This is a genomic window from Flavobacterium faecale (assembly GCF_003076455.1).
GTDB lineage: Bacteria > Bacteroidota > Bacteroidia > Flavobacteriales > Flavobacteriaceae > Flavobacterium > Flavobacterium faecale.
In genome coordinates, this window is record NZ_CP020918.1 from 1,993,625 (window position 1) to 2,018,879 (window position 25,255).

The 25,255-nt window shown below is 35.1% G+C and carries 23 protein-coding genes; 12 read left to right on the forward strand and 11 right to left on the reverse strand.

What is annotated here, in order from left to right; genetic code table 11:
* Positions 1-120 precede the first annotated feature (120 nt).
* The 4 genes from FFWV33_RS08775 to FFWV33_RS08790 all read right to left on the reverse strand — a co-directional run bounded on the left by FFWV33_RS08775 (position 121) and on the right by FFWV33_RS08790 (position 3,971).
* Positions 121-393, reverse strand: coding sequence for an HU family DNA-binding protein (locus tag FFWV33_RS08775; RefSeq protein ID WP_108740556.1), 273 nt, complete (start codon positions 391-393; stop codon positions 121-123).
* 175 nt (positions 394-568) lie between these two features.
* Complete coding sequence (fmt, locus tag FFWV33_RS08780; protein ID WP_108740557.1) at positions 569-1,516, reverse strand: methionyl-tRNA formyltransferase; 948 nt, start codon at positions 1,514-1,516, stop codon at positions 569-571.
* Entirely contained in the window at positions 1,516-3,411 is a 1,896-nt protein-coding gene (locus FFWV33_RS08785) for a RecQ family ATP-dependent DNA helicase (protein ID WP_108740558.1), read from the reverse strand. The genes fmt and FFWV33_RS08785 overlap by 1 nt, the downstream gene beginning before the upstream one ends.
* Positions 3,412-3,425: 14 nt before the next feature.
* Positions 3,426-3,971, reverse strand: a complete 546-nt coding sequence (locus tag FFWV33_RS08790; protein ID WP_108740559.1) for an AAA family ATPase — start codon at positions 3,969-3,971, stop codon at positions 3,426-3,428.
* Positions 3,972-4,121: 150 nt separating this feature from the next.
* Here FFWV33_RS08790 and FFWV33_RS08795 point away from each other — a divergent pair, with 150 nt between their 5' ends.
* From FFWV33_RS08795 to FFWV33_RS08810, 4 genes are all read left to right on the forward strand, one after another.
* Positions 4,122-4,406 carry a DUF493 family protein gene (locus FFWV33_RS08795; protein ID WP_108740560.1) on the forward strand — a complete coding sequence of 95 codons (285 nt, stop codon included), beginning with the start codon at positions 4,122-4,124 and terminating at the stop codon, positions 4,404-4,406.
* A gap of 91 nt (positions 4,407-4,497) precedes the next feature.
* Positions 4,498-5,214: a DUF4290 domain-containing protein gene (locus FFWV33_RS08800; protein ID WP_108740561.1), complete on the forward strand. Its 717-nt coding sequence runs from the start codon at positions 4,498-4,500 to the stop codon at positions 5,212-5,214.
* Between the two features lie 71 nt (positions 5,215-5,285).
* A complete protein-coding gene (gene murA / locus FFWV33_RS08805; protein WP_108740562.1) occupies positions 5,286-6,599 on the forward strand; it encodes a UDP-N-acetylglucosamine 1-carboxyvinyltransferase in 1,314 nt (437 codons plus the stop codon).
* Between the two features lie 83 nt (positions 6,600-6,682).
* On the forward strand, positions 6,683-7,549 hold the full coding sequence (locus FFWV33_RS08810) for a cation diffusion facilitator family transporter (protein ID WP_108740563.1): 867 nt from the start codon (positions 6,683-6,685) through the stop codon (positions 7,547-7,549).
* Positions 7,550-7,555: 6 nt separating this feature from the next.
* Here the strand turns inward: FFWV33_RS08810 and FFWV33_RS08815 are convergent, their stop codons facing one another.
* The 3 genes from FFWV33_RS08815 to FFWV33_RS08825 form a co-directional block, all read right to left on the reverse strand.
* A complete protein-coding gene (locus tag FFWV33_RS08815) occupies positions 7,556-9,124 on the reverse strand; it encodes a S41 family peptidase (protein WP_108740564.1) in 1,569 nt (522 codons plus the stop codon).
* Between the two features lie 345 nt (positions 9,125-9,469).
* A complete protein-coding gene (gene aroQ / locus FFWV33_RS08820; protein ID WP_108740565.1) occupies positions 9,470-9,883 on the reverse strand; it encodes a type II 3-dehydroquinate dehydratase in 414 nt (137 codons plus the stop codon).
* 72 nt (positions 9,884-9,955) lie between these two features.
* On the reverse strand, positions 9,956-10,522 hold the full coding sequence (locus tag FFWV33_RS08825; protein ID WP_108740566.1) for a porin family protein: 567 nt from the start codon (positions 10,520-10,522) through the stop codon (positions 9,956-9,958).
* A 392-nt stretch (positions 10,523-10,914) separates the two neighbouring features.
* Here FFWV33_RS08825 and FFWV33_RS08830 point away from each other — a divergent pair, with 392 nt between their 5' ends.
* The 4 genes from FFWV33_RS08830 (at position 10,915) to xerD (ending at position 16,439) form a co-directional block, all read left to right on the forward strand.
* Positions 10,915-13,242, forward strand: coding sequence for an outer membrane beta-barrel protein (locus FFWV33_RS08830; RefSeq protein WP_159085992.1), 2,328 nt, complete (start codon positions 10,915-10,917; stop codon positions 13,240-13,242).
* Positions 13,243-13,273: 31 nt separating this feature from the next.
* Positions 13,274-14,251, forward strand: a complete 978-nt coding sequence (locus FFWV33_RS08835) for an OmpA family protein (protein ID WP_159085993.1) — start codon at positions 13,274-13,276, stop codon at positions 14,249-14,251.
* A 587-nt stretch (positions 14,252-14,838) separates the two neighbouring features.
* Complete coding sequence (locus FFWV33_RS08840; protein ID WP_108740569.1) at positions 14,839-15,465, forward strand: OmpW family outer membrane protein; 627 nt, start codon at positions 14,839-14,841, stop codon at positions 15,463-15,465.
* A 77-nt stretch (positions 15,466-15,542) separates the two neighbouring features.
* On the forward strand, positions 15,543-16,439 hold the full coding sequence (gene xerD, locus FFWV33_RS08845) for a site-specific tyrosine recombinase XerD (RefSeq protein ID WP_108740570.1): 897 nt from the start codon (positions 15,543-15,545) through the stop codon (positions 16,437-16,439).
* 437 nt (positions 16,440-16,876) lie between these two features.
* On the opposite strand, the gene rny is transcribed toward xerD, so the two are convergent.
* From rny to FFWV33_RS08860, 3 genes are all read right to left on the reverse strand, one after another.
* On the reverse strand, positions 16,877-18,439 hold the full coding sequence (gene rny, locus FFWV33_RS08850) for a ribonuclease Y (protein ID WP_108740571.1): 1,563 nt from the start codon (positions 18,437-18,439) through the stop codon (positions 16,877-16,879).
* A 212-nt stretch (positions 18,440-18,651) separates the two neighbouring features.
* Complete coding sequence (locus FFWV33_RS08855; RefSeq protein WP_108740572.1) at positions 18,652-18,942, reverse strand: cell division protein ZapA; 291 nt, start codon at positions 18,940-18,942, stop codon at positions 18,652-18,654.
* 8 nt (positions 18,943-18,950) lie between these two features.
* Positions 18,951-19,241, reverse strand: coding sequence for a hypothetical protein (locus FFWV33_RS08860; RefSeq protein ID WP_108740573.1), 291 nt, complete (start codon positions 19,239-19,241; stop codon positions 18,951-18,953).
* A gap of 179 nt (positions 19,242-19,420) precedes the next feature.
* Here FFWV33_RS08860 and FFWV33_RS08865 point away from each other — a divergent pair, with 179 nt between their 5' ends.
* The 3 genes from FFWV33_RS08865 (at position 19,421) to FFWV33_RS08875 (ending at position 24,423) form a co-directional block, all read left to right on the forward strand.
* Entirely contained in the window at positions 19,421-21,118 is a 1,698-nt protein-coding gene (locus tag FFWV33_RS08865) for a M23 family metallopeptidase (protein ID WP_108740574.1), read from the forward strand.
* A 54-nt stretch (positions 21,119-21,172) separates the two neighbouring features.
* The gene (locus tag FFWV33_RS08870) at positions 21,173-23,599 is read left to right on the forward strand and encodes a TonB-dependent receptor (RefSeq protein ID WP_108740575.1); all 2,427 of its coding nucleotides are present in this window, start codon (positions 21,173-21,175) and stop codon (positions 23,597-23,599) included.
* A 98-nt stretch (positions 23,600-23,697) separates the two neighbouring features.
* Positions 23,698-24,423 carry an EF-hand domain-containing protein gene (locus FFWV33_RS08875; RefSeq protein ID WP_108740576.1) on the forward strand — a complete coding sequence of 242 codons (726 nt, stop codon included), beginning with the start codon at positions 23,698-23,700 and terminating at the stop codon, positions 24,421-24,423.
* A gap of 30 nt (positions 24,424-24,453) precedes the next feature.
* Here FFWV33_RS08875 and FFWV33_RS08880 read toward each other — a convergent pair whose 3' ends face one another.
* Complete coding sequence (locus tag FFWV33_RS08880) at positions 24,454-25,044, reverse strand: hypothetical protein (protein WP_245891715.1); 591 nt, start codon at positions 25,042-25,044, stop codon at positions 24,454-24,456.
* Between FFWV33_RS08880 and FFWV33_RS19510 the strand changes: the two genes are divergently transcribed.
* Positions 25,043-25,207, forward strand: a complete 165-nt coding sequence (locus tag FFWV33_RS19510) for a hypothetical protein (protein ID WP_245891716.1) — start codon at positions 25,043-25,045, stop codon at positions 25,205-25,207. The two genes, FFWV33_RS08880 and FFWV33_RS19510, sit on opposite strands and share 2 nt — an antisense overlap.
* Positions 25,208-25,255: the final 48 nt, after the last annotated feature.

Consider the following 25,255-nt stretch of genomic DNA (forward strand, 5'->3'; position numbering starts at 1 on the left):
ATGCTGTAATTTTTTATTAAATTTAAGAAAAAAAATAAAAAAAAACCAAATTTAGCAATAAAATTAAATAAAAAAACCCTCCGATAGGAAGGTTTTGTTTCTATAAAGCAAAACTGTTAATTAGTTTACTGCTCCTTCTAGTTCTGCTCCAGCTTTGAATTTCACAACATTTTTAGCAGCAATTTGGATAGTTTTTCCTGTTTGAGGATTTCTACCATCTCTTGCAGCTCTTGCAGATACAGACCATGATCCAAAACCTACTAGAGATACTTTACCTCCTTTTTTTAACGTATCACCTACGTTACCTAAAAATGATTCTAAAGCTAATTTTGCAGCTGCTTTAGTGATTCCTGCGTCTGCAGCGATAGCATCGATTAATTCTGACTTGTTCATAATGTAAAGTTATTAATGTTGGTTAAAGATTTCTTACTATACAAATTTAGCAGGAAATCCCTAGCATGCAAGCGTTTTCAATTATTTCGACCTGATTTGTTGATAACTTAGTTTTTTTGTTGATAAATAAGGCTCGTTTTATTGGGATTCACGTAACGTCCAATGTTTTTGGGGGTTAAAAAGCTTTTGCCTCGCTCGTAAAACTTATTCCGTTCAATAATTCGGCAGTTTTCATTCTTTTCTTGCCAGGAAACTGAAGACTTATGATTTCAATAAATCCGTCCTCTACTGCAACCTTCATTTCTTTCTTGGTGCATAAGATTGTTCCTACAGCATTTTCATGCTCTTCTGTAACAATTTTAGATTCGTAGATTTTTACATTCCACTCTTCATTTTTGTCTGCTATCGTAGTCCATGCGGCAGGGTATGGGCTCAATCCGCGTATGTGATCGTGTATGGCGGTTGCCTTTTTTGTCCAGTCAATTTTGCAATTGTCCTTGTTTAATTTATAAGCCGTTTTAATTTCGGCAGTTTCGGTTTGAATCGTCGTTTGTACATCGCCTTTTTCAATGATGGCCAAAGTTTCTACCACAGTTGTGCTACCTAGGTGCATTAAGCGATCGTGCAAGTCGCCTGCAGACTCATTAGGATCAATTGCTGTTTCATGGTTCAAAATCATCGCACCGGTATCAATTTTATCATCGATAAAAAAGGTGGTTACGCCTGTTTTTGCTTCACCATTAATTATAGCCCAGTTAATAGGAGCGGCACCACGGTAATTTGGTAGGAGAGAAGCATGCAGGTTGAAGGTTCCTAGTGATGGCATTTCCCAAACCACTTTCGGTAACATTCTAAACGCTACAACTATTTGCAAATTGGCATTCAATGCTTTTAATTCGGCAAGAAAGTCTTCATCTTTTAAATTAGTAGGTTGCAATAGCGGTAAATTATTGGCAAGTGCATAGTCTTTTACGGCTGAATATTTTATTTTTTGTCCGCGACCAGCTGGCTTGTCGGCAGCTGTGATCACGCCTACCACGGTATAGTTGTTCTGAATAATAGTATCAAGGATTCCTACTGCAAATTCGGGAGTTCCCATGAAAACAATTCGTAATTTTTCCATTATAATTTTAAGGTATAGGTATTGTTGGGTTGTATACTGATAGTTTCGTTGGCAAGTAATTCTTGCAGTGCAAAGATAAGCGCGTCTGGGCTTGTATTTATTTTATTTTGTATTTCTCTTGAATTCAACGGTTCTCCTTTTAATAGCAGCATAATTTGTTGCTGTAGTACCTTTAGGTCTTTACCTTTCGGTTTTAGAGTAATGCAATAGGAGCAAATACCGCAATTTTCGGACTCCTTTTCTCCAAAATACGATAAGATCAATTTGCTTTTACATGTTGACTCTTCCTTTATATAATGCAATACAGAGGCTAATTGTTCTTTTTTTAGTGTATTTTGCTTCTCAAGATACTTTGCGACACGGCTAATAGTGCGTTCATCTTCTCGAATTTCATTAAAAGTGATTGCGGCATCATTATTTTTCGAATGAAAATCAATGACTTGTTTCTCGTGTAATTTTTCGAGCACAGCATAGACTTGTTTTTCTGTTCGTTGGGATTTTTTAGCAATTAAGGAACAGTTGAAAGCGGTCTCTATTTCGTAAACCCCAGGATAGGTGCGTACGATTGCTAAAATAATCTCTTCGTCGTTGGGATTTAAACTAAGGTAACGCAGCACTTCTTTGGATGAAATAATAAACTGTAAACTTATTTTTTGCGAAGATTCTTGTGCTAATGTTAAGATGCCTTGTTGGTCTAGAAACTGAATAGCATTGAAGGTGCGAAGAACGGGAAAATTATATTTGACACAAAAGTGATTGAGGTTGAAGCTGAATTTTTCATCAATTCCTTCGCCATAAGCAATTTGAAAATAGGTATTCAGTTTTCGGTAAATAAGATTTAGATACGCTTTGTCGGGCAGGTTTTTTATAAACTGATTTTCAGCATTTATCGCATCTGATGGACTGGTAAGTAAAACAGCAAATGCTTTTTCTTCATTTCGTCCAGCTCTTCCAGCTTCTTGGTAATAATTTTCCATGTTTTCAGGCAACTGGATATGGATTACGGTTTTTACATTCGCCTTGTCAATTCCCATTCCAAATGCATTTGTGGCCACAATTACTTGTGCTTTTTCTTCCATCCACAAGGCCATGTTTTTGTCTTTTTCTTTCGATTTAAGTCCTCCGTGGTAGTAAGTCGCCTTAAAACCTAAGGATTGTAATTGCGAGGAGATTTCTAAACAAGATTTTCTATTTCGAACATAAATAATAGAAGGTTGTGGATTTTTCTTTAAAATTTGTTGAATTTTAAAAAGTTTATCCTCAGCCTCAAATACCATGTAGGCAATATTTTTTCGAGCAAAAGACTGTTGAAAGAGAACTGGGTTTTCAAGTCCTAGTTCGGAAATGATATCCTCTTTTACACGTGAGGTAGCAGAGGCCGTTAAAGCCAAAAAGGGTACTGTTGGAAAGTGATCCTTTAAATCGGATATTTTTAAATAAGCAGGTCGAAAGTCATGACCCCATTGAGAAACGCAATGAGCTTCGTCGATGGCGATCAAATTGATGTCTAGTGTTTTAATGCGTTCCAAAATCCAGTCCGATTGAAGCCGTTCTGGAGATAGGTATAAAAATTTATAATTTCCGTATTGGCAATTATCCAATAAATTGATTAGTTCTTCAGAGTGGATACCGCCTGTAAGTGCAATGGCCTTGATGTTGCGGCTTTGCAAATTGGCAACCTGATCCTTCATCAAAGCAACTAATGGTGAAACGACAAGACAAATCCCTTTCGATAATAACGCTGGTACTTGAAAGCAAATGGATTTTCCTCCACCCGTAGGCAACAGGGCAAAGGTATCCTTGCCACTCAAAACAGAATCAATAATATCGTTTTGGAGCGGTCTGAAACTATCGTGTTTCCAGTATTTTTTGAGGATTTCTAAGGCTTCAGACATGCTATTTGCTTTTACTACAGTATATCTTCAAGTGCGTTTAATATAAAATCGACACGGTTTTCTACGCTGTCTTGTGGCACCTCGATTGGGTCATAGCCAAAACTTCTATAGGCATCTACAATACATTGATGTACCTTTTCTGCCTCAGTATAGGTCTCGTATCGAGCGTCATCAATTTTATAAATTTCTTCCCAAGGAGAAAGCATAAAGATTTTGGTGTACTTGCATTCTTCGCAAGCAGTTGTAAAATTCTCAGGATAATCTTGGTTGATAAAATGCATGTAAGCCAATATATCAGGCACACCACGATCAATAAACACATTTGAATGAGGTTCTTGTAATGCTCCTTCATATTGTTTTTGACGGCCTTCTAGCAAGAGTCTGCTAAAAAGTAATGGGTCTGCTAAAAATAGCTGATCGATGCCGTTTTTCTTAGCTTCGAGTGTTATTTCTCTCGAAATTTCGGGATAACAACAAAAGCCCTTATCTATCAATTGATTAAGAATTGATGATTTTCCTGTTCCAGGTCCTCCTATGAGTACGATTATGTTTTTTTGCACAGTTTTGAAATAAGGTTCAAAATTAATGAAACTATTTGGTATTTTAAAAAAAATGAGCCCTCATATTATGTTAGTTTTGACAAAAAATCAGAAGGTATAGTTATTATTTTCCATTTGAAAACGTATATTTGCTTATATTTTATACAAAGGATGGATAAGAAGTCAGAAGAATTCTATGAAAGATTAAAAGCGGAGTTGGAGAGAAGTTCTTCATGGCCCGCATTATATTTATACAAATTTATAGTTCCTACAACGGTAGAAAAAGTGCAGCAAGTAGAAAATGCTTTTGACTGCATGGGAGCCGTTATCAAAACTACACAATCAAAAACAGGAAGGTTTACTAGTGTTTCTGTAGATGTTCAAATGAAAAATCCTCAAGAAGTTATTGAGAAATACATTGAACTGTCTGCAATTGAAGGTATTGTGTCTTTATAGAACAGCCTAAGAATAGTGGTTTGCTTACTGCCAAAAAAAAGCTATTTGTACCCATAAAAGCGAGCGCTTTGATTCAAAATTTAATTCACTTATGAATTCAAAATACCAAAAAGAAAATGCAAATGATGTTGTACACCACTTGGAGTACAATGCCGAAAGAACGCATTTAATTATACCAGAGTACGGTCGTCATTTACAAAAACTGATCGATCAAGCTACGGCGATAGAGAGCGCAGAAGAACGCAACAAAGCGGCAAAGTATATCATTCAAGTAATGGGAACTTTAAATCCGCATTTGCGTGATGTGCTTGACTTTCAGCACAAATTATGGGACCAATTGTTTATTATGTCTGATTTTAAATTGGATGTAGAATCACCTTATCCTATTCCGTCAAGAGAGGTTTTGCAGTTGCGTCCAGATATTTTGGAATATCCTCAAAATTATCCAAAATACAGGTATTATGGTAACAATATCAAGTACATGATTGATGTTGCTAATAAATGGGAAGAAGGAGATATGAAAAGTGCTTTGGTGAAAGTTATTGCCAACCACATGAAAAAATCATATTTGAGTTGGAACAAAGATACTGTGAAGGATGATGTGATTTTTGAACATCTATATGAGTTATCTGGCGGAACATTGAATTTGATTCAAAGTGATGAAGAGTTGTTGAACACAACCGATTTGCTACGCACGAACAAAAGAGTGTCAAATAAAATTAATACAAGTACGCAACCTAAGATTCAAACCAATAAAAAGAATCAAAACAGCAAACGACCGTATACCAAAAACAACAACCAAAAATAGCATCATTTGCTAGGTTACTGTTTTAAAAAAGAACTAAAAACAAACAAACAATAAATTTAACTCATACCACAATGGGAGTATTCAAAATTGAAGGAGGCATTCGTCTTAAAGGTGACATTACGCCACAAGGAGCAAAAAATGAAGCATTACAAATACTGTGTGCCGTATTATTAACTCCAGAAAAAGTAACGATAAACAACATTCCTGATATTATTGATATCAATAAATTGATCAAGCTTCTTGGTAATTTGGGTGTGAAAATTCAAAAAAATGGCCCGGGATCTTATGATTTTCAGGCTGATGAGGTAAATGTTGACTACTTGGAGACAGAAGCTTTCAAAAAAGAAGGTGGAGCTTTGAGAGGTTCGATCATGATTGTAGGTCCGCTTTTGGCACGTTTTGGAAAAGGGTACATCCCAAAACCAGGAGGAGACAAAATTGGTAGACGTAGACTAGATACACACTTTGAAGGTTTTATCAATTTGGGTGCTAAGTTTCGTTACAACAGAGAAGATCACTTTTATGGTGTAGAAGCTACTGAAGGATTGGTTGGTACTGATATGTTACTTGATGAAGCGTCGGTAACAGGTACTGCAAATATTGTAATGGCTGCTGTTCTTGCTAAAGGAAAAACTACTGTATACAATGCAGCTTGCGAGCCTTACTTGCAACAATTGTGTAAGATGTTGAACTCAATGGGAGCTAACATTACTGGAGTTGGATCAAATTTATTAACGATCGAAGGAGTGAAAAGCTTGAGCGGATGTACGCACAGAATTTTACCTGATATGATCGAAATTGGTTCTTGGATTGGACTTGCTGCCATGACAAGAAGCGAAATAACCATCAAAAATGTAAGTTGGGATAACCTAGGATTGATTCCGAATACTTTCAGAAAATTAGGAATTACATTAGAACGTAGAGGTGATGATATTTATATTCCTGCTCACGAAGATGGGTACGAAGTAAAAACAGATATCGACGGTTCTATCCTTACTATTGCAGATGCGCCATGGCCTGGATTTACTCCTGATTTGTTGAGTATTATATTGGTAGTAGCAACGCAAGCAAAAGGAGATGTATTGATTCACCAAAAGATGTTTGAAAGCCGTTTGTTCTTCGTGGATAAATTGATTGATATGGGTGCCAAAATTATGTTGTGTGATCCGCATAGAGCAGTAGTAATGGGACACGATTTTAAATCGACTCTAAAAGCTACTACGATGTCTTCACCAGATATTAGAGCAGGTATCTCCTTATTGATCGCTGCGCTTTCTGCAAAAGGAACTAGTACAATTCAAAATATTGAACAAATTGACCGTGGATATGAAAATATCGATTCGAGGTTAAGAGCTATTGGAGCAAATATTATCAGAGAAGAATAAAAATTTATAACCACTATATTATCGTTTAAATAATCTTTTTGAAATTCATGAAGGTTATTTAAACGATTTTTTTTTGATCAAAAATGTCAAATCAATCACAAGCCATACAAGCCACTTACTTCAGTATCATTGGGAATACCATTTTGGCCATTCTCAAAGGAGTAGCAGGTATATTTGGTAATTCTTACGCCTTGATTGCCGATGCAATTGAATCTACCACAGATATATTTGCCTCTTTTTTGGTTTTGTTTGGTATAAAGTATGCCAGCAGACCAGCTGATGAAAATCATCCGTACGGGCACGGTAGGGCAGAACCTCTAGTGACTTTTTTGGTCGTAGGTTTTTTGATTGCCTCTGCATTTTTAATTGCGTATGAGAGTCTTCGTAATATCAATACACCACATGCATTGCCAAAACCATGGACATTAATCGTTTTAGCGGTGATTATTATCTGGAAAGAATATTCATTTCGGGTAGTGATGAAAAAAGCGATTCAAACCAATAGTTCGTCATTAAAAGCAGATGCTTGGCACCATCGCAGTGATGCGATAACTTCTGTAGCGGCCTTTTTAGGAATTACAATTGCGTTAGTTTTAGGAAAAGGATACGAAGCAGCTGATGATTGGGCGGCACTTTTTGCCTCTGTTTTTATATTATACAATAGTTATCTAATTTTTAGACCGGCTTTGGGCGAAATAATGGATGAGCATTTTTATGACGACTTAGTCCTAGAAATTAGAGAGATCTCTACTCAAGTTACGGGCATCTTGGGAACCGAAAAATGTCATATCCGAAAAGCGGGAATGGTGTATCATGTTGATCTACATGCACGTGTGGATTCTGAAATAACCGTTAGAGAAGGACATGATTTAGCACACCAGTTAAAAGATCGATTGAAACTTGACATTCCGAAACTAGGAAATATCTTGATTCATATTGAACCGGATTAACTATACCTATTTATCAGTACCGATGTCATTTAAAATCCATTCCAATTCCGGATCTTTACTTTGAATCACATCATCAAGAGTCGGTTTTATGGCTTGGTCGGGATAGATGCCGTGACCGTTTATAGGTGTTTGGTAAAAGGGTTTGATATCCATAATTCCAATTCTGAATTTCAAATCCGAGTGAGGCAGCTTGTACACAGGCATAAAACCTGCGACAGTGCCGTTGTAACCACCACCGGTTTCTTCACCAACAAAGAATGCTCGTTTTGATCCCTTCAAATTAGCAGACAAAACACTTGATGCCGAAAAACTTCCTCCATTGATTAGTACATAAATTTTTCCTTTGAAAGCGTTTTTGTTTAGTTTGTGGGTATAGGTTTCAGTGGCGTAATAATTTAAGTTGTTACTATCTTTATGTACCGTGAGCAGAAGGTAGGAATATGCAAGGGGTGCAAACGCAGCTTTCATTATTTTTAGCGGTAGCGAACCACCATTCCAATAGGCTCCTTTGAATAAGCTTGCTTTTGAAACCACTTCTGATTTTTGAAGAAAAACGAAACTGGAATCGGCCAAATAAGCATAAAGGTGAGCCACTTCTGCAAGTCGTCCTCCGCCATTGTTTCTTAAATCGATAATTAAATTTTTGGTTTCCCGTTTTTGTAGTGTTTCAAAGGTATGTTTGTAAAACCGTTTGTAATTTCCGTTTGAAAAACCTCTAATTTTCAGCAGAGCGACACTGCTATCTTTTGTTATGAAGTCTAGATTTCGATTGTAGTTTTGACTTTCCTTATTGTACCCATTATTTCTCTTCTTGCGTTTGAGCTCTTTTTTTTCGGTATCGGTCAGTTTTTTGATTTTGCTAACGGCACTAATTTTTGCACTATCTTTTACTGGTTTAGGTGGCTTTAACCTATGGATTGTGATGTTGTGTAGACTATCTTTAAATTTAAATTGATAGCGCAAACTATCTTGAATTCCGTTTTCGATCGTAAAATAAGTAGACAATCGCCTTGCCACCACATTATGTTTGAAAGTCGTGTTGTTCCCGTCTGAGCTATAAAAAGTGTTGTAGGCTTTAATCAATGCGGCAGGATTTTCACCATTTATACTCACAACTTCTGCGCCTTTGGGTATGGCTTTGTTTTTTGATTTATTTTGGAGGACATATATCTTGTTATCAATGGCAGTAAAGTCAAATTGAGAAAACGGACCTACTCCTTTTTTTATGAATTCTTTATTTTCTTTTTTTGAATAGGCCACCATTGGTGCATATACAAGGGTATGTCCTTGCTTGATAGAGGCTACAATAGGACTTAGTTTTTTATAAAAATCAAGCGGTTTCAAAGGGGATTTCACCGATTTTTTTAAACTATCAAATTTGTTATCTAAAGATTTTTTATTGATATAGAAATATAAATCAGGATGTAATTGCTGCAATTTTTTATAAGTAAAATCAATGTCAGATTGCATTTTGCTTACAGTGATATCCGTTTGAAGGTGTTTATTATGATTTTTGACAGTAGCGCACTGAGAGAACAGAAAAATGCTAAGTGCGGATAAAAATAGTTTTCTCATGGTCTAATTGTCATTATTTCTTTTACCTAAGTGGTGCAGCAACGTTGATTTATATTGAAATTCTAAGATAGCTTTTTATCGAAAAAACAGCGTGTTTTATACACAATTTTAAGTTTATTATAAAAAAATATTCTCGAAATACGGTTTTGCCCCTGATGGGAGTGGTAGCCCCGAACGAAGAAAGGTTATTTTTTACGGGAAGTACAGAGCGACCAAAGGAAGCTCCTGTACTGACCTAGTAAAAAAAACCTTTTGAGAGAGGGCTAAAACGGACAGCAGGATTAGGCACAAAAAAAACGAGCTTGAAAATGTTTCCGAACTCGTTTTGTGTTTATTTTATTGTGTTTACAAAAAGGACTGTACAGCTAAATCATAACTTTTTAATCCAAAACCAAGGACTACACCTTTGGCATTTCCGGAGATGTAAGACTGATGTCTGAAGCTTTCTCTAGAAAAGGTATTAGATATATGTACTTCAATTACCGGTGTAGTGATTGCTTTGATGGCATCACCAATTCCGATAGAGGTGTGTGTGTATGCTCCGGCATTCAGGATTATACCATCGTATGAAAATCCGTATTCTTGAATTTTGTCAATCAGTTCCCCTTCAATATTACTTTGGTAGTAGGCGAATTCTATAGTTGGATATTTGGTTTTTAGATCCGTAAAATAGTCTTCAAAAGTTAGACTTCCATAAACTTCTGGTTCACGTTTTCCTAATAGGTTTAAATTAGGTCCGTTGATGATGCAAATTTTCATGTGTAATGTTTTTGTAAAAATAAAAAAACCGTTCCAATTACAGAACGGTTTTGAATATTTTGTTTGCAGGTTTTAGAAAAGGATTCCGGCAGAAATTTGAAAAGTTGAATTTTTAGTTTGAGCGTCTTTGCTAGCTTCAGTTAGTCCGACACCATATCTCGCTTGTAAAAACAAATTGTTGGTAACTTGTAAGCCTAGACCAACAACACCAGCAAATTCGAAGGTTTCTGATTTTTTGTAATCAAATTTATTTCTTTCACTTAGTAAGAATGAGGCCTGAGGTCCTGCCTCTAAAGATAAGCTTTTGTTCAAGAATATTTTGGCAACTACAGGTATGGATACGTAACCCAGTTCGTTTTTGAATTCTTGAGTAGCATTTTTATAGGTTGCACCTTGTGTTGAATATAATAACTCTGGTTGGATAGCAAAGTTTTCAAATAATTTAATTTCTGCTACCAATCCAGCATGGTAACTTGTGATTGCATCTGTCGAATTATAATTTTCAGAATTTAAAGTAATTGCGGTTCCATTTTGATTGGCATAATTGATTCCCCCTTTAACACCAAAGCGTATCGATTGCGCTTGTGAAATTGTAGTCATTCCTAGTAAAATTGCAGCGAATAAAATTGTCTTTTTCATGTTTTTTAATTTGAAGATTATGTGTTGCAATGTATAACTGTTTAATGCTTGATATGTTGTATCATTTTCTAAATATGTTTCAAAATACCAATGTTGAGGTACTAGGTCGTGTATATATAAAGTGTATTACACTATTTTAAAAATATCTTTATAGTAAGAATAATAGGTTTAAATAACCAATCGTAAACTTTTGTAAATATTCTTGAAAATTGTGTAACATTCCATATTGACCTCATTTCTATTTTTGTAGAGCAAATATTTGTAAATCATTATATAAATATTAGCACGAATAATACCGTTAAATCAGAGGTATCGGAATCCGTTTTAAAGTTTGGTTTTATTATCTAAAAAAATAAAGCCTTACCATTTACTAACAATTAAAAATGAACAACATGAAAAAGATTTTTACTATTTGTGCGCTGGCTTACCTTGGAGTCAACGCAACTGCCCAGATGAAAGATGTGACAGTTACATTACAGCCAACGGCTAGTTACAATTGGTTTGACAAAAACACTGCTATTGAAGATGGTGCTATGTATGGAGCAAGATTAGGTTTTGGTTTTGGAGAGTCCATTGAGCTAAGAGGTGTTTATGAAAAATCTACTGATTTGAAAAACACTGTTAGTAATTTTAATGTCTTTAGTGATGATTTTATCAACAACTTTAACTCTCGCTCAGTTGATGTAGAACGTTTTGGAGGAGAATTCAAAGCAAATATTCCAACTCGTGGAACTTTTGTACCCTACTTCACTTTGGGTGCAGGTGTACAAAAATTGACAGTTGATAATAATGCTCAAAACGCACCACAAACAAAATTTAAAACAGAGCAAACTTACCTTAATGTAGGTTTAGGAACTCAAATTAAACTAGGAACCAGATTGTTTTTGAACTTAGAAGCAAAAAACACTGTTTTCAATTTAAATCCGAACTCAATATTATATCAAGATGGGCCTAATCAAAACGAATTTAATGGACTGTTAGGTAGTGATAATAATTCTAGAATGTCAAACTGGTCTGCTCTTGCGGGTCTGCAGTTGTACTTAGGTGGACGCGCTCCTGAAGAGTTAAGTCCGTTGGACAGAGCGTACCGTAATAAATACTCAGGAGGACTGGGAGGATTTAAATTAATTTTCGAACCGGGTGGAGCTTACGTTAATTTTGATAACGATACCAATTTAAGAGATACTTATTTATTAGGAGGTAAAGTAGGATTTGATTTGAACCAATATGTTGGTATTAGAGGATACTACTACAGAGCAACCAAAGACGAACAATTATCATTTGATTTTGATGATTTGGCAATGTACGGTGGAGATTTTATAGCTAAACTAAATGTTTCTCGTGGGCTTGTGCCTTACATTACTTTGGGTGGTGGATATTTGAATGTTAACCAAAACAGTTATGTGGGTAAAGACGGCTTAACAGCTGCATCATCTGGTTACTTTGCAAAAGGTGGAGCTGGATTGACGATTCCTGTTGGAAGAAATGTAGAATTATTTGGGGATGCGAGTTTCATGTATACATCTAATCGTGACAACGATGATTTGCAAAATACAGTTTCTCCAGATGAGTTGAGACAACACGTAATGTATACCGCAGGACTTCGTTTCCAAATTGGAAAAAGAGCAGATGATACAGATGAAATTTTAAGAAACGAAATTGATCAAAAGGTAAAAGCTAATACTAAAGTTTACGAAGATAGAATCAAAGATCTTGAAGATGACTTGGCTAAAGCATACAAAGAAAACGATAGTAAAAAAGCGGTAGAAATTATTGAAGAGAAAAAAGAGCTTGAAAGATCTATCGAAGTGGAGCAACGTAAAGATAGTAGAGATGATTTCAATCAAAATAAAAAGAAAGAATCTAGATCTAGTTCTGACGAAGATAGAAAACCAAAAGAATCTAGAGTTGAAATGACTCCGAAAGAATTGGAGAGCATGATTGACAAAGTAATTCAAGGTGTTGATGAAGATTCTCGTAAGACTCAAAGTACAGATCAACGTATGGATCGTTTAGAGAAATTATTGTTAGAAATCAACACGGGTACATACAGAGAGAATTTGTCTCCTGCGGTACAAGATGATGCTTCTCAAAAAATTATCGATAAATTGAATGAGTTAAATCAAAAAATCGATAGTAACTCAGATAAAATCAACAATCTTGGAAGTGTACAAAACCAAGGTCAAGATAAAACAGTTGTAATAACTTCTGGTCAACAATCATCAATGTTGCCACAAACGATTCAACAATCACCTGCTACTGTTCAAACAAATGATCAAGGTACTGCAACAGTACCAGTAAACAACACTAAACAAGGTGTAGTAACTGGATTGGTGGTAAACGAAGGAATGTCATTGTTCACTGGTGCGGTTATTGCAGACGATGTATCAATGATTGTAGGTATTAGAGGAAACTATAATTTCACTAATTCAAACTTCAGATTCATGCCAGACTTATATATTGCTCCTGGAAAAGACACAGGATTTGGAATCAATGCCAATGTTGCAATACCATTTGCAGTAAACAAAGGAGCAATTGGTGAGCCTTATGTAGGTGTAGGATTAGGATACAATGATGCAGTAGGAAAAAGTACTTTTAGCCCTAACGTAGTTTTGGGAACAACTTTTAATGTGCTTGGAGGTAAATTATATGCAGATTATACTGCACACAACTTTATCACAATTCACCAAATATCTATTGGGTATAAACTAAATTTTTAATAATATGATGAACTCAAGCATAGTAATAAAAATGAAGAAAGTGGTACCATGCATCTGCATTTTATTTTCAGCTAGTCTTTTCGCGCAAAGCGAAGAGACTACTGAAAAAAGTACCATCGTTATGACCAAAACAGAACTGAACTCTTTTTTGAGTAAAGTTGCTGAGGCTAGAAGATCACAATTACAAGAGCGAGATAGTAGAAATGTAAAGCAAGATTTAGCAAATTTAAGACTTCAATATCAGCAAGCTAATCCATACACTAGTTACTCAAATGCTCCTTCGTCGATCTCAAATGAACAGCTACTTAGGGAATTGAATTATTTAAATCAAAGAATCGATAACCTAAGTAATATTGGTAGTTCTTTGCCAAATTCGGGCAGAAATAGTTCTACTATAATTTTGCCAAGTGAATCAAGCAGCAGACCTGTGTACACGCAAAGTCCAGTGGTAAGTAAAACAGTTACGCCAAGTAACAATTTGCAAATTCAGCAGTTGAGTGCTAAGATAGATTCACTTAGAAATGCTAAAAAGATGACTGCAAGTGTAAGCGGGAATACAGTAGCAAAAGACAGTTTGAACGCTATGAGAAACCAGTTGGCAAATGTCAAAAAACAAATGGACGATTTGCAAGCTAGAATTAAAAACTCTGAGAAGAAAGCTCCTCAGGCTACCGTAGCAAAAAAGGAGAATACGTTTATGAGACAACAGGTATATTTTGCAAATAATTCAGATGTTTTAGCAGATGAATATTACAGATATATACAGGATTTGACTCAAATTTTAATTGAATATCCAGAGGCCAATATCGTTCTAGAAGGTTGGGCAAGTTCAACTGGAAATGCTAGTTACAACAAACAGTTATCTATGCGTAGAGCAGATGCGGTGAAAACGGCATTTGTAAACAATAGAATTGATAGTTCTAGAATTTTAACCTCTTTCAAAGGGGAAGATAAAAGTTCATCAGAGCAACATGCCAGACGTGTTGATATGTTTGTGACGGTTAAGTAAAATCGTGTTTTAGTGATTGGAAAATTTTAGATTAAACTAATCCTATTAATTAAAACATATTTAAATAGTCCTTAAGCATTAAAAATAAAGTAACTGAAATTTCGTTACAATCGATTATTTAAATCCATATTTATCAAGTACAGATCATGCTGTACATCTAAAATCTCAGGTCAGTAATTGATCTGGGATTTTTATTTTATAAAGAAAGGATAGATTTCGTACCTGTCAAAAATAGAAGTAATATAATATTTTTAAGTTATTGAAAATAAGTCAGATACCAGGTTTTATTATCGAGAGTAAGAGTATTGTGTTTATTAGTTTGGCGGATGAACCTTTTAAAATGAGAAGTAAATGAAACCGTTTAGAAATCAAATTCAGTTCTCCTTGTAGATTAGGAATTACTTTTTAATTTCTTTTTGTTATAAAATTGTTAACGGAAATTCTTAGTGTTTGGGGAAAATATTGAGTTATAGCTTTTTATATTTACGAAGTATTTTTCCTAAAGTTAAATAAGTGTTTAATTTTATCTAGGAGGGTATTTTCTTGAGTAAATAGTTATAATTTTGCTTTAAAAAAAAATAATAATCATGAAAAAAGTAATTTTATCAGCCATTGCATTACTGGCAATTTCATTCGCAAACGCACAAGATTCAAGTGCTAAAGAGTATGGTTTCTCAGAAGGAAATGTACTTGTTGAAGGGAATTTAGGTTTCAATTCGTCTACTAACAATAATACGGATGTGAAAACTAATTCTTTTAACTTTACACCAAAAGTTGGTTATTTTCTAACAGACAAATTTGCTGTTGGTGCACAAATAGGTGTAGGAACGAATAAAACAGAAACAGCTGGAGTTGATACTTCAAAAAGTACAAATTTGTCAGCAGGTGTTTTTGGTCGTTACTACTTCTTAGATCTAGGACAAAGATTCAAAACGTATGCTGATGCTAATGTAGCTTATGGACATTCAAAAGATGGTATTGGAGCTGCAGAATTAAAAGCAAACGGTGTTTCTGCTGGTCTTGGTTTAGGGATCAACTATTTTGTGACTAAGCGTGTAGTTTTGAATTTTGCTTTAAGAAATATCTTAAGCTACAGCACTGCTAAAGTTGATGCTCCTGGAGCAAAAAGTGTTTCAAACTTCGGTTTTGATTTAAACGGAAATATTGCAAATCCATTTGCAACAGGTAGTTTTGGAGTTGGATATATTTTCTAATACTATACTTCCTGATACTTGTAAACCTCTCCATTGGAGAGGTTTTTTTATGTCTTAAAAAATCGTTTATTTGTAGTATGAACTGGACTTCCTATATCAAAAATTATCAATCTTATCTCAAAATTGAGCGAGGCTTGTCAAAAAACACCATCGCAAATTATTCTTTTGATATTGAGCGCTTGTGTTTGTTTTTGGAAGAAAATAATATAGTCGTATCTCCAGTAAAGATTACAGACACTACCTTGCAAGAATTTGTGTACCATGTATCTTCTCAGGTAAATGCGCGTTCGCAAGCTAGAATTATTTCAGGTTTAAAAAGCTTTTTTAGTTACTTGATTTTTGAAGATTACCGCACAGACAATCCTTTGGAGCTCATTGAAAGTCCGAAAACAGGCAGAAAGTTGCCTGATACTTTATCATTGCTAGAAATTGATGCTTTGATTGCTGCAGTGGATTTAAGTACGAATGAAGGAGAGCGCAATCGCGCAATGCTAGAGGTATTGTATGGTTGTGGGTTGCGAGTATCCGAATTGGTTGCACTCAAAATATCTGATTTGTTTTTTGATGAAGGCTTTATTAAAGTCACCGGGAAAGGAAATAAACAGCGCTTTGTTCCTGTTGGAGAGGTGTCAAAAAAATACATTCAGTTGTACAGGGAAACCATTCGATCACATAGTACCATTAAAAAAGGATTTGAAGATACTTTATTCCTTAACAGGAGAGGAGCACAGCTGACTAGAGCGATGATCTTTACCATCATAAAAAATCTAGCAGTAACGATTGGCTTGAACAAAAAAATTAGTCCACACACCTTCAGACATTCTTTTGCAACACATTTACTAGAAAATGGTGCTGATCTCCGTTCGATTCAGTTAATGCTAGGCCATGAGTCCATCACAACCACAGAAGTGTATTTGCATTTAGATCGAAAATTCTTAGCAGAGGTAATGAATACGTATCATCCTAGGAAGTAATTTTTAGTCTCGGTTTTTAGTTTTTAGTGGCAGTATTCAGTGGCAGTATTCAGTCTCGGTTTTCAGTCTCAGTGTACAGTCGCAGTGTACAGTCTCAGTGTACAGTTTTCAGTCTCGGTTTCCAGTCTTAGTAATTGGTCTTAGTAATTAGTCTCAGTATTCAATCTCAGTATTTTAATTATAGTTTCAGTTCTGTATTTACAGATAATAGGATACTGTTTTTTTTTGTAGATACAAAAAAAAAGTTGCGGCATGATTTACGTAGTAAATCATGCCGCAACTGTAAACTGTAAACTGTAAACTGTAAACTGTAAACTGTAAACTGTAAACTGTAAACTGTAAACTGTAAACTGTAAACTGTAAACTGTAAACTGTAAACTGTAAACTGTAAACTGTAAACTGTAAACTGTAAACTGTAAACTGTAAACTGTAAACTGTTATTTAGCGATATTTACCGCTCTAGTTTCTCTAATTACTGTTACTTTAACTTGACCTGGATAAGTCATTTCAGTTTGAATTTTTTGTGATATTTCAAAAGATAAAGTTGATGCATTATCATCTGATACTTTTTCACTTTCTACAATAACACGAAGTTCTCTACCGGCTTGAATAGCGTAGGCATTTTTAACTCCATGAAATCCGTAAGCTACTTCTTCAAGATCTTTCAAACGTTGAATGTATGAGTCTAATACTTGTCTTCTCGCACCTGGTCTCGCACCTGATATAGCATCACATACTTGGATGATTGGAGAAAGTAAAGACTTCATTTCTATTTCGTCGTGGTGAGCTCCAATTGCGTTGCAAACCTCTTCTTTTTCACCATATTTCTCAGCCCATTGCATACCCAATAGTGCGTGAGGTAAATCACTTTCTGCGTCTGGCACTTTACCAATATCGTGAAGTAAACCAGCTCTTTTAGCAAGTTTCACATTCAATCCTAATTCGGCAGCCATGATTCCGCAAAGTTTAGATACTTCACGAGAGTGTTGCAATAAGTTTTGACCATAAGAAGAACGGTATTTCATTCTACCCACTACTTTGATTAATTCTGGGTGTAAACCGTGAATACCTAAGTCGATAACCGTACGTTTTCCTACTTCAATAATTTCGTCATCAATTTGTTTCGTTGTTTTAGCAACTACTTCTTCAATACGAGCTGGATGAATACGTCCGTCTGTTACTAATTTGTGCAAAGCCAAACGAGCAATTTCTCTACGTACTGGGTCAAAACAAGAAAGGATGATTGCTTCTGGTGTATCATCAACAATGATTTCTACTCCTGTAGCCGCCTCAAGTGCACGAATGTTACGACCTTCACGACCAATGATTCTACCTTTTACATCATCAGACTCAATGTTAAATACAGATACACAGTTTTCTACTGCTTCTTCTGTACCAACTCTTTGGATCGTGTTGATGATAATTTTTTTAGCTTCTTGCTGAGCAGTTAATTTAGCCTCTTCAATAGTATCTTGAATATGAGACATAGCTTTTGATTTGGCTTCAGATTTTAATCCTTCAACCAATTGGTTTTTAGCTTCTTCTGCAGACAATCCAGAGATTACCTCTAATTGTTGTAATTGGCTTTTGTGTAGTTTTTCAACTTCAGTTTGTTTCTTTTCTAATATTTCAATTTTCGAAGATAATTCAGTTGTTTTACTTTCAAAATCATCATTAACCTTTTTAGCTTTCGATAATTCATTCGAAATTTGAGATTCTTTGTCTCTAATTCTTTTCTCTACTTCGGCTACTTTTTTGTCTCTAGACAAAATTACTTGTTCGTGTTCTGATTTTAATTCGATAAATTTCTCTTTTGCTTGTAGAATTTTATCCTTTTTTATGTTTTCAGCCTCCAAATTGGCGTCTTTCAATATCGAAGCCGCTTCTTTTTTAGCGTTTTTGATAAGGTTTGAAATATTACTTTTTTCTATTAATTTGGCAATGCTAAAACCTATTGCAATACCTATAATCCCTGAGATGACGATTGTTACTATGTCCATGTTTGTTTAAAATTTATATATAAAAAAGCCTACATTAATTGCTTGAATAAACTCGAATATGACAAGTTTTGAGCTAACTCACTGTTCAAGTTTTCCTGACGAATCGGGACGTACTCTAGTAGCGATGACTTGCTCATTCTAATTTGTTAGTGTTGAGTTTACCAATTGTGAACTAATGTAGGCAGTATCTTAGTTTATGTAAAGAACGTCTTTTAATCGAGATATTCGTCTAGCAATGCATTGATTTTATTCAATCTATCCATTGTTTCGTCTCCGTTGATAGTGTTATCTATCTGTTTTTGTTCTACTTGTGAGGCAAATTGTAAGGCACACATGGCCAAAACATCTTGCTTATCACGAACAGCATAATTTTCTTCAAATTGCTTAATCATCGTATCAATCTTCTTTGAAGCACTTCTAAGTCCTTCTTCCTGAGCAAAATCTACCGTTAGTGGGTACACACGGTCTGCAATTGATATTTTTATTTTAAGCTTTTCGTCCATATTTATAATTAGTCTGCAAGCTGCGCTATGCAATAATCAATTTCACGAATTAATGAATTTATTTTAAGCTTTGTATCTCTTTTGTTTTCGTCGCTGCCGAGCAATGCGCTAGCCATCTTAAGTGTTTCATATTGCGCTTTTAACGCTTCAATCTCAAGGTTTTGAGCTTGTATGATTTGTGCAGATTTTGTCAATTCGATATGTAAATCTTGAGTATTTTTTTCTAAATTTTGTATTTTTAGAATCAGTTTTCCAACTTTATTTTCAAGAGTATCAATTATTGCTGCAATTACACTCATTCGATTTCCTAATTCATTACTTAATATTACAAATTTAGTATTAGTTTTTATTATTACAATATTTTAAAGGTTTTTTTATTATAAAAAAGACAATTTGTTGTAATGTAATTGGTTACGATTTCTCTTTTTTTTATTTAGCATTCCGAATTACTTTTTTTATCTTAGCAAAAATGTAAAGAATGAGATTTTATAAATTATTACTGTTGTTTTCCACCGTTTTAGTAGCTCAAACCGAGTATCCAAAAGATTATTTTGGAGTACCTGTTGATATTCCTATTTTACTCTCGGGTAATTTTGCAGAGCTGAGACCCAATCACTTTCATGCTGGTTTTGATATAAAAACTAAGGGAAGAGAAGGAATCGAAGTGCACTCTGTTGCGGATGGATTTGTGTCTAGAATCAAGATTTCTCCTTATGGAAACGGTAGTGCATTGTACATAGATCATCCAAATGGATTTACATCTGTCTATTGTCATTTGCAACAAGCACAGGGACCAATTGCTGATTTTATTCGAAAAGCACAATACAAGGAAAATTCATTTGAAGTAGAATTGTTTTTAAAACCAACAGACCTTCCTGTAAAGAAAGGCGAGCTTATTGCACTCACAGGTAACACGGGATCTTCACAAGGACCACATTTACATTTCGAATTTAGAGATACCAAAACAGAAAAAATTATTAATCCGTTGCATTTTGGTTACGATTCGTTTTTGAAAGATACTCGTAAACCTACCGTAGCGGCTTTGTACGTATATCCGTTGGATGATAAAACGACGGTTAATAATTCGAAAAGACCTATTCTACTCAATTTAGCCTTGCAAAAGGATGGTACTTATCTAGCTAACAAAGTAAGTGCCAACGGGAAAATAGGATTTGGTGTTACTGCCGAGGATTATGATGCTGCATCATATAGTAAAAACGGAATTTACAAAATACAGTCCCATTTGAATGGTAAAGCCACATTTGGTTTTCAGATGGACACATACTCTTTTGATGAGATGCGCTACATTAATGCTCTTATTGATTATCCAAAATATAGAAAAACTGGGCAAAGGGTTCAAAAGTTATTTATGGAAACGCCTTTCCCTTTGAGTATCATCACTACCGATGCCGATAATGGCGTGGTGACGGTGAAACCAAATTTGTCAAGTGTATATCAAATCGATGTTGCTGATTATTTTGGCAATACAACTACGATTACTGTTCCTATTAGTTATGATATGATGAGTACTATTATCGAAAAAGAAGTAGTAGAGTCTAATTATTTTGTAAAAGTAAACCGCGAAAATATTTTCAGTAAGGATAATTGGACGGTTACTTTTCCGGCTGGGACTTTTTATGATAATTTTGATATGAATTTTAATGTTCGTGGAGAAAGTTTGTATTTGCATGACGAAATGACGCCGGTACACTCTAGTTTTACCATTAGTGTTGAAAATGAAAAATACGGTGCAGACGATAGTGGAAAAGTGTATATCGCTGATGTAGATTCTAGGGGGAGATACGGTTATAATTACACCACCAAAAAAGGAAATGTTTTCACCACCAAGGTGAAATCTCTAGGGAGGTATACGTTGGCAAAAGATACTTCAAACCCAACCATTTCTATCGGGAGATCAATTGAAGGCAAATGGATTAGTAGTCAAAAATCAATTGACCTTACCATCGGTGATAGCGGTTCGGGAATCAAATCATACAACGGCTATCTCAATGGAGTTTGGGCTTTGTTTGAGTACGATTATAAAACTCGAAAAATCACCCATAACTTTAGTGAAGGGATTGTCGCTGAGGGTGCCAATGAATTAAAAGTCGTGGTCGTAGATAATGTTGGTAATTCGACTACCTTTGAAACGCGCTTTTTTAGAAGTCAAAAATAAAATAGAACCAGTTTGAGCACTAATAAAATATTTTTTGTTGTTATCGCCTTTGCGATGAGTCTTTGTACCTATGCTCAGTCGGCAATAGTAAAAGGTTTTGTTTTGAATAAAAATAACCAAGCTGTGAGTAATGTTAATATTACTTGCATGGGCGTGAAAACGAATTCAAAAGCAGATGGGTTTTATTCGATAAAAATACCTGCCAACCAAAAAGTTCTTTTGGCTTTTACACATGTTTCCTTCAAAAAAACGGTGGTGTCGGTTCAATTAAGTACTAATGAAGTGTACGAGTTCAATGTTGTCATAAGTGATCAACAAGAACAAATGGGCGAAATTATTGTCACCAACACCAATCGTCGTCAAGTGCAGGGTGTAGTTTCAATCGAACCCGGATTGATCAAAAAGATGGCCGGAGCAAATGCCGGAATCGAAAATATTTTGAAAACATTACCTGGCGTTAATTCGAATAATGAGTTGAGTACGCAATATGCGGTCCGCGGTGGTAATTATGATGAAAACCTTGTTTATGTGAATGAAATTGAGGTATATCGACCATTTTTGATTCGTTCGGGCCAACAAGAGGGTTTGAGTTTTACAAATACCGATTTAGTACAAAATGTAGATTTTTCTGCAGGTGGGTTTCAGGCTAAATTTGGTGATAAATTATCATCGGTTTTGGATATTACGTATCGAAAACCAACAAAGCTTGCCGGTACGTTTGAAGCCAGTTTTTTGGGAGGTAGTGCGTCTTTGGATGTTATTTCGAAAAATAAAAAGTGGACAGCAGTTTCTGGTGTACGCTACCGAAATAATAGTTTGTTGGTAAACAGTCAAGATACGCAAACCAATTACAAACCTACATTTGTCGATGTGCAAACCAACGTAAATTTTAATGCTTCAGACAAGTGGAATTTCAATTTCTTAGGAAATATTTCGCAAAACAATTATAACTACCAACCGCTTTCAAGACAAACTAGGTTTGGTACGATTGATCAACCAATGGTGCTAACCGTTTTTTATGAAGGACAAGAAAAAGACAGGTACGCAACTTATTTTGGTGCTTTTAAAACTACCTACAAAGCATCAGAGAATTTCACGATAAAGTTTATTAGCTCGCTTTTTCATACTACTGAGGAAGAACATTTTGATATTTTGGCACAATACCGTTTGGGTGAAGTAGATGCGACTGTGGGAGGCGAAACGTATGATAATGTAAGTTTTACAAGAGGAATTGGTGCGCAACTGCATCATGCTCGAAATAATTTGGATGCCTTAATAAGCAATACCGAAATAAAAGGATTTCATGATTGGAGAAAAAATTTAGTGGAATGGGGAGCAAAGTACACTCGAGAATCCATTAGAGATCGAGTAGTTGAGTGGGAAGTTATTGACTCTGCTGGTTTTGCATTAAATCCGCCAGATCGATTTTTACCAGTCAATGATCAACCGTATAGCTCGTACACCGGGCCATTGGTACCGTATAATTCTATTAGAGCCACTAATTTTAATACAATCAATCGCTTCTCTGGTTATGTGCAGTGGAGCCGAAAAGATAAGTTGGGTAGCTCAGATGTATGGTACAATGCAGGTATGCGCATGCAAAACTGGGCCGTAAGTGGCACCAATGCAAACGGAACCTCGCAAACGGTTTTCAGTCCAAGAGGGCAATTTGCAATAAAACCGAATTGGGAAAAAGATATGGTGTTTCGTGCATCAGGAGGAGTATATTATCAGCCACCGTTTTATAGAGAGTTGCGTGATGCTAGCGGGCAAGTGCAAGCCAATGTGAAGGCACAAAAATCAATTCATATGGTTTTGGGAAATGACTACAGTTTTAAAATGTGGGACCGTCCTTTTAAATTGGTGTCTGAGTTGTATTATAAATCGTTGACCAATGTCAATACTTATACCGTTGACAATGTTCGCATACGTTATGATGCGTCTAACGATGCCGTTGCTTATGCGCAAGGTCTGGATTTGCGAATTAATGGTGAGTTTGTGCCGGGAACAGAATCATGGGTTAGTTTTGGTTATTTAAAAACGGAAGAAAACAGTGCTGGAAAAGGATATATTGCTAGACCAACAGATCAACGTTTAAAGTTTGCTTTGTTGTTTCAGGATTATATGCCAAATATTCCATCAGTGAAGTTGTATTTAAATTTGGTGTACAATACAGGTTTACCAGGTGGGTCGCCTGCTTATGCAGACCCTTATATTTATCAAAACCGTTTGAATGATTATCGAAGAGCCGATGTTGGTTTTTTTAAATCGTTTATTGACGATAGTAAGCCGAGACCCAAAAGCGGTATGTTCAAAGATTTTAAAGAATTGGCTGTAGGTTTCGAAATCTTTAATCTGTTCAATAATCAAAATGCGATTACGAATACGTGGGTGCGCGATGTGTACACGAAGTCTGAATATGGAATTCCGAATTTCATGACGACACGTGTTTTCAATATTAAATTGACGGCCAAATTATAAAGTAAAAGAAGTTCCTTTTTTTATAAATAAGGAATAATAATCAGAAAATCATTTTTTAAATTGTTTACATTTGAGATGATTAATTAAGGTACCAAATTATGAAGTATATAAATAGTGTTGTTTTAGCCATTTTAGCTGTAGTTGCCGTTAGTTGCAAGGAAGAGGTTGAAAAACCCAAAGTAACTTATGACAGCAGTTCGAAAAGTAAACCATATACCAAAGCAGATTCAACCCAAGTTGCAATAGCAGATTTGCCAATTCAACTTGAAGGGACCGAATATTTGATTCATCCCGTGGGTGACTTGCGTATTTATGAAAAAGGAACTAAATCTCGTTATGGATCATCAAGTGTGATTGATTTGAGTTTTACGATATCAAATTATGGTGATAATGAAATTACGGGATATTTACAAAACTTGAAATTCCAAAGGGTGAGTTCAGATTCTATTCGTCCCTTGACTGATAAGCCTGTTTTGATTCAGACAGCTTCCTATTTAAAAGGAATTGCAGACAAGACTAAGAATAGAGTTATGGTGTATACCTTGTTTGATATGGACTCCAATAGAGACGGAAAACTGGATACTAGCGATATTAAAAGTTTGTACTTGAGCAGTGTGAGTGGTGCTAACTTCACAAAAATTTCAGTAGACTTACAAGAATTAATTGATTGGAGTTTGATTGAATCTCAAAACCGTTTGTACTTTAGAACAGTTGAAGACACTAATAAAAATGGACAATTCGATAAAAATGATGTTGTTCATTATAATTATATTGACTTATCCAGAGCTGATTGGGAAGTAAAAAGTTATGAGCCAGTTAATTAATAATTCCTAGATTGTTTTTGGTATATTGTCCTAAATCAAAATATCACTTTCTAAATCTGATTTTTCAATAGTAAAATCAAATCCCAATTCTTTTACCAACTGTATAACTAGGTTTTTATACCAATTTTCAGATTTTGGGTGAATGTAGATTTTGTCGATCAAGACATTAATATCCACATTAATTTTCAAGCCATCGTTCAATTTCAGGTTGTGTCCGGTCACATCTGTAAGAATGCGAACTTCTCTTTCATATTGAAAGCTTTTTCTTTTAAAGAGAAAAGGGAAAAACATATCATCAAACGGAATATATTCTTTTTTATAGTCGATGTAATTTACTTCGCCAATGTGTTGGGTGAAGTTTTTTTCGGGTAGCAAGCATTCTTGTAATCGACCTATCGTCGATTGAATGGCTAGACCTTCACTATTTTGAGTAAAAATTTGCCACATTGCAAACGATTCGTATTCGTTAATATGCCAACTACTTATAGCTACCTTTTCTCGATGTGATTTATAGTATTTTAGAAAATTTGGGTTATCGATTGATAATCTTTTAATTTCATCATACGTTGGTTCGCTAAAGGTCCCTTCATATTGATCTTCAAATTTATCTGATCGTGACATGAATAAGTTTTTAGAAAGTAATAATTCTAAAAATTTGGACAGATCCAAGTACTTCCAAACGATTGTGTCGTTGTCAGACGGAAGCTTAATGTTGGGATTGTGTATGTACATCTTCTTAAGAGATAATAGTGTTAGAGTCCGATTGGTGATGCTAGTAATTTAATCTAGGGTCACTTTAATAGCCATAAAATAAAAAGACTCAAAGCTTAGA

Excerpts from the sequence above, each read along its gene's own strand:
- FFWV33_RS08775 (WP_108740556.1), bottom strand. The coding sequence starts at position 393 with ATGAACAAGTCAGAATTAATCGATGCTATCGCTGCAGACGCAGGAATC.
- fmt (WP_108740557.1), bottom strand. The coding sequence starts at position 1,516 with ATGGAAAAATTACGAATTGTTTTCATGGGAACTCCCGAATTTGCAGTA.
- FFWV33_RS08785 (WP_108740558.1), bottom strand. The coding sequence starts at position 3,411 with ATGTCTGAAGCCTTAGAAATCCTCAAAAAATACTGGAAACACGATAGT.
- FFWV33_RS08795 (WP_108740560.1), top strand. The coding sequence starts at position 4,122 with ATGGATAAGAAGTCAGAAGAATTCTATGAAAGATTAAAAGCGGAGTTG.
- FFWV33_RS08800 (WP_108740561.1), top strand. The coding sequence starts at position 4,498 with ATGAATTCAAAATACCAAAAAGAAAATGCAAATGATGTTGTACACCAC.
- murA (WP_108740562.1), top strand. The coding sequence starts at position 5,286 with ATGGGAGTATTCAAAATTGAAGGAGGCATTCGTCTTAAAGGTGACATT.
- FFWV33_RS08810 (WP_108740563.1), top strand. The coding sequence starts at position 6,683 with ATGTCAAATCAATCACAAGCCATACAAGCCACTTACTTCAGTATCATT.
- FFWV33_RS08815 (WP_108740564.1), bottom strand. The coding sequence starts at position 9,124 with ATGAGAAAACTATTTTTATCCGCACTTAGCATTTTTCTGTTCTCTCAG.
- aroQ (WP_108740565.1), bottom strand. The coding sequence starts at position 9,883 with ATGAAAATTTGCATCATCAACGGACCTAATTTAAACCTATTAGGAAAA.
- FFWV33_RS08825 (WP_108740566.1), bottom strand. The coding sequence starts at position 10,522 with ATGAAAAAGACAATTTTATTCGCTGCAATTTTACTAGGAATGACTACA.
- FFWV33_RS08830 (WP_159085992.1), top strand. The coding sequence starts at position 10,915 with ATGAAAAAGATTTTTACTATTTGTGCGCTGGCTTACCTTGGAGTCAAC.
- FFWV33_RS08835 (WP_159085993.1), top strand. The coding sequence starts at position 13,274 with ATGAAGAAAGTGGTACCATGCATCTGCATTTTATTTTCAGCTAGTCTT.
- FFWV33_RS08840 (WP_108740569.1), top strand. The coding sequence starts at position 14,839 with ATGAAAAAAGTAATTTTATCAGCCATTGCATTACTGGCAATTTCATTC.
- xerD (WP_108740570.1), top strand. The coding sequence starts at position 15,543 with ATGAACTGGACTTCCTATATCAAAAATTATCAATCTTATCTCAAAATT.
- rny (WP_108740571.1), bottom strand. The coding sequence starts at position 18,439 with ATGGACATAGTAACAATCGTCATCTCAGGGATTATAGGTATTGCAATA.
- FFWV33_RS08855 (WP_108740572.1), bottom strand. The coding sequence starts at position 18,942 with ATGGACGAAAAGCTTAAAATAAAAATATCAATTGCAGACCGTGTGTAC.
- FFWV33_RS08860 (WP_108740573.1), bottom strand. The coding sequence starts at position 19,241 with ATGAGTGTAATTGCAGCAATAATTGATACTCTTGAAAATAAAGTTGGA.
- FFWV33_RS08865 (WP_108740574.1), top strand. The coding sequence starts at position 19,421 with ATGAGATTTTATAAATTATTACTGTTGTTTTCCACCGTTTTAGTAGCT.
- FFWV33_RS08870 (WP_108740575.1), top strand. The coding sequence starts at position 21,173 with ATGAGTCTTTGTACCTATGCTCAGTCGGCAATAGTAAAAGGTTTTGTT.
- FFWV33_RS08875 (WP_108740576.1), top strand. The coding sequence starts at position 23,698 with ATGAAGTATATAAATAGTGTTGTTTTAGCCATTTTAGCTGTAGTTGCC.
- FFWV33_RS19510 (WP_245891716.1), top strand. The coding sequence starts at position 25,043 with ATGAATAAGTTTTTAGAAAGTAATAATTCTAAAAATTTGGACAGATCC.
- FFWV33_RS08880 (WP_245891715.1), bottom strand. The coding sequence starts at position 25,044 with ATGTCACGATCAGATAAATTTGAAGATCAATATGAAGGGACCTTTAGC.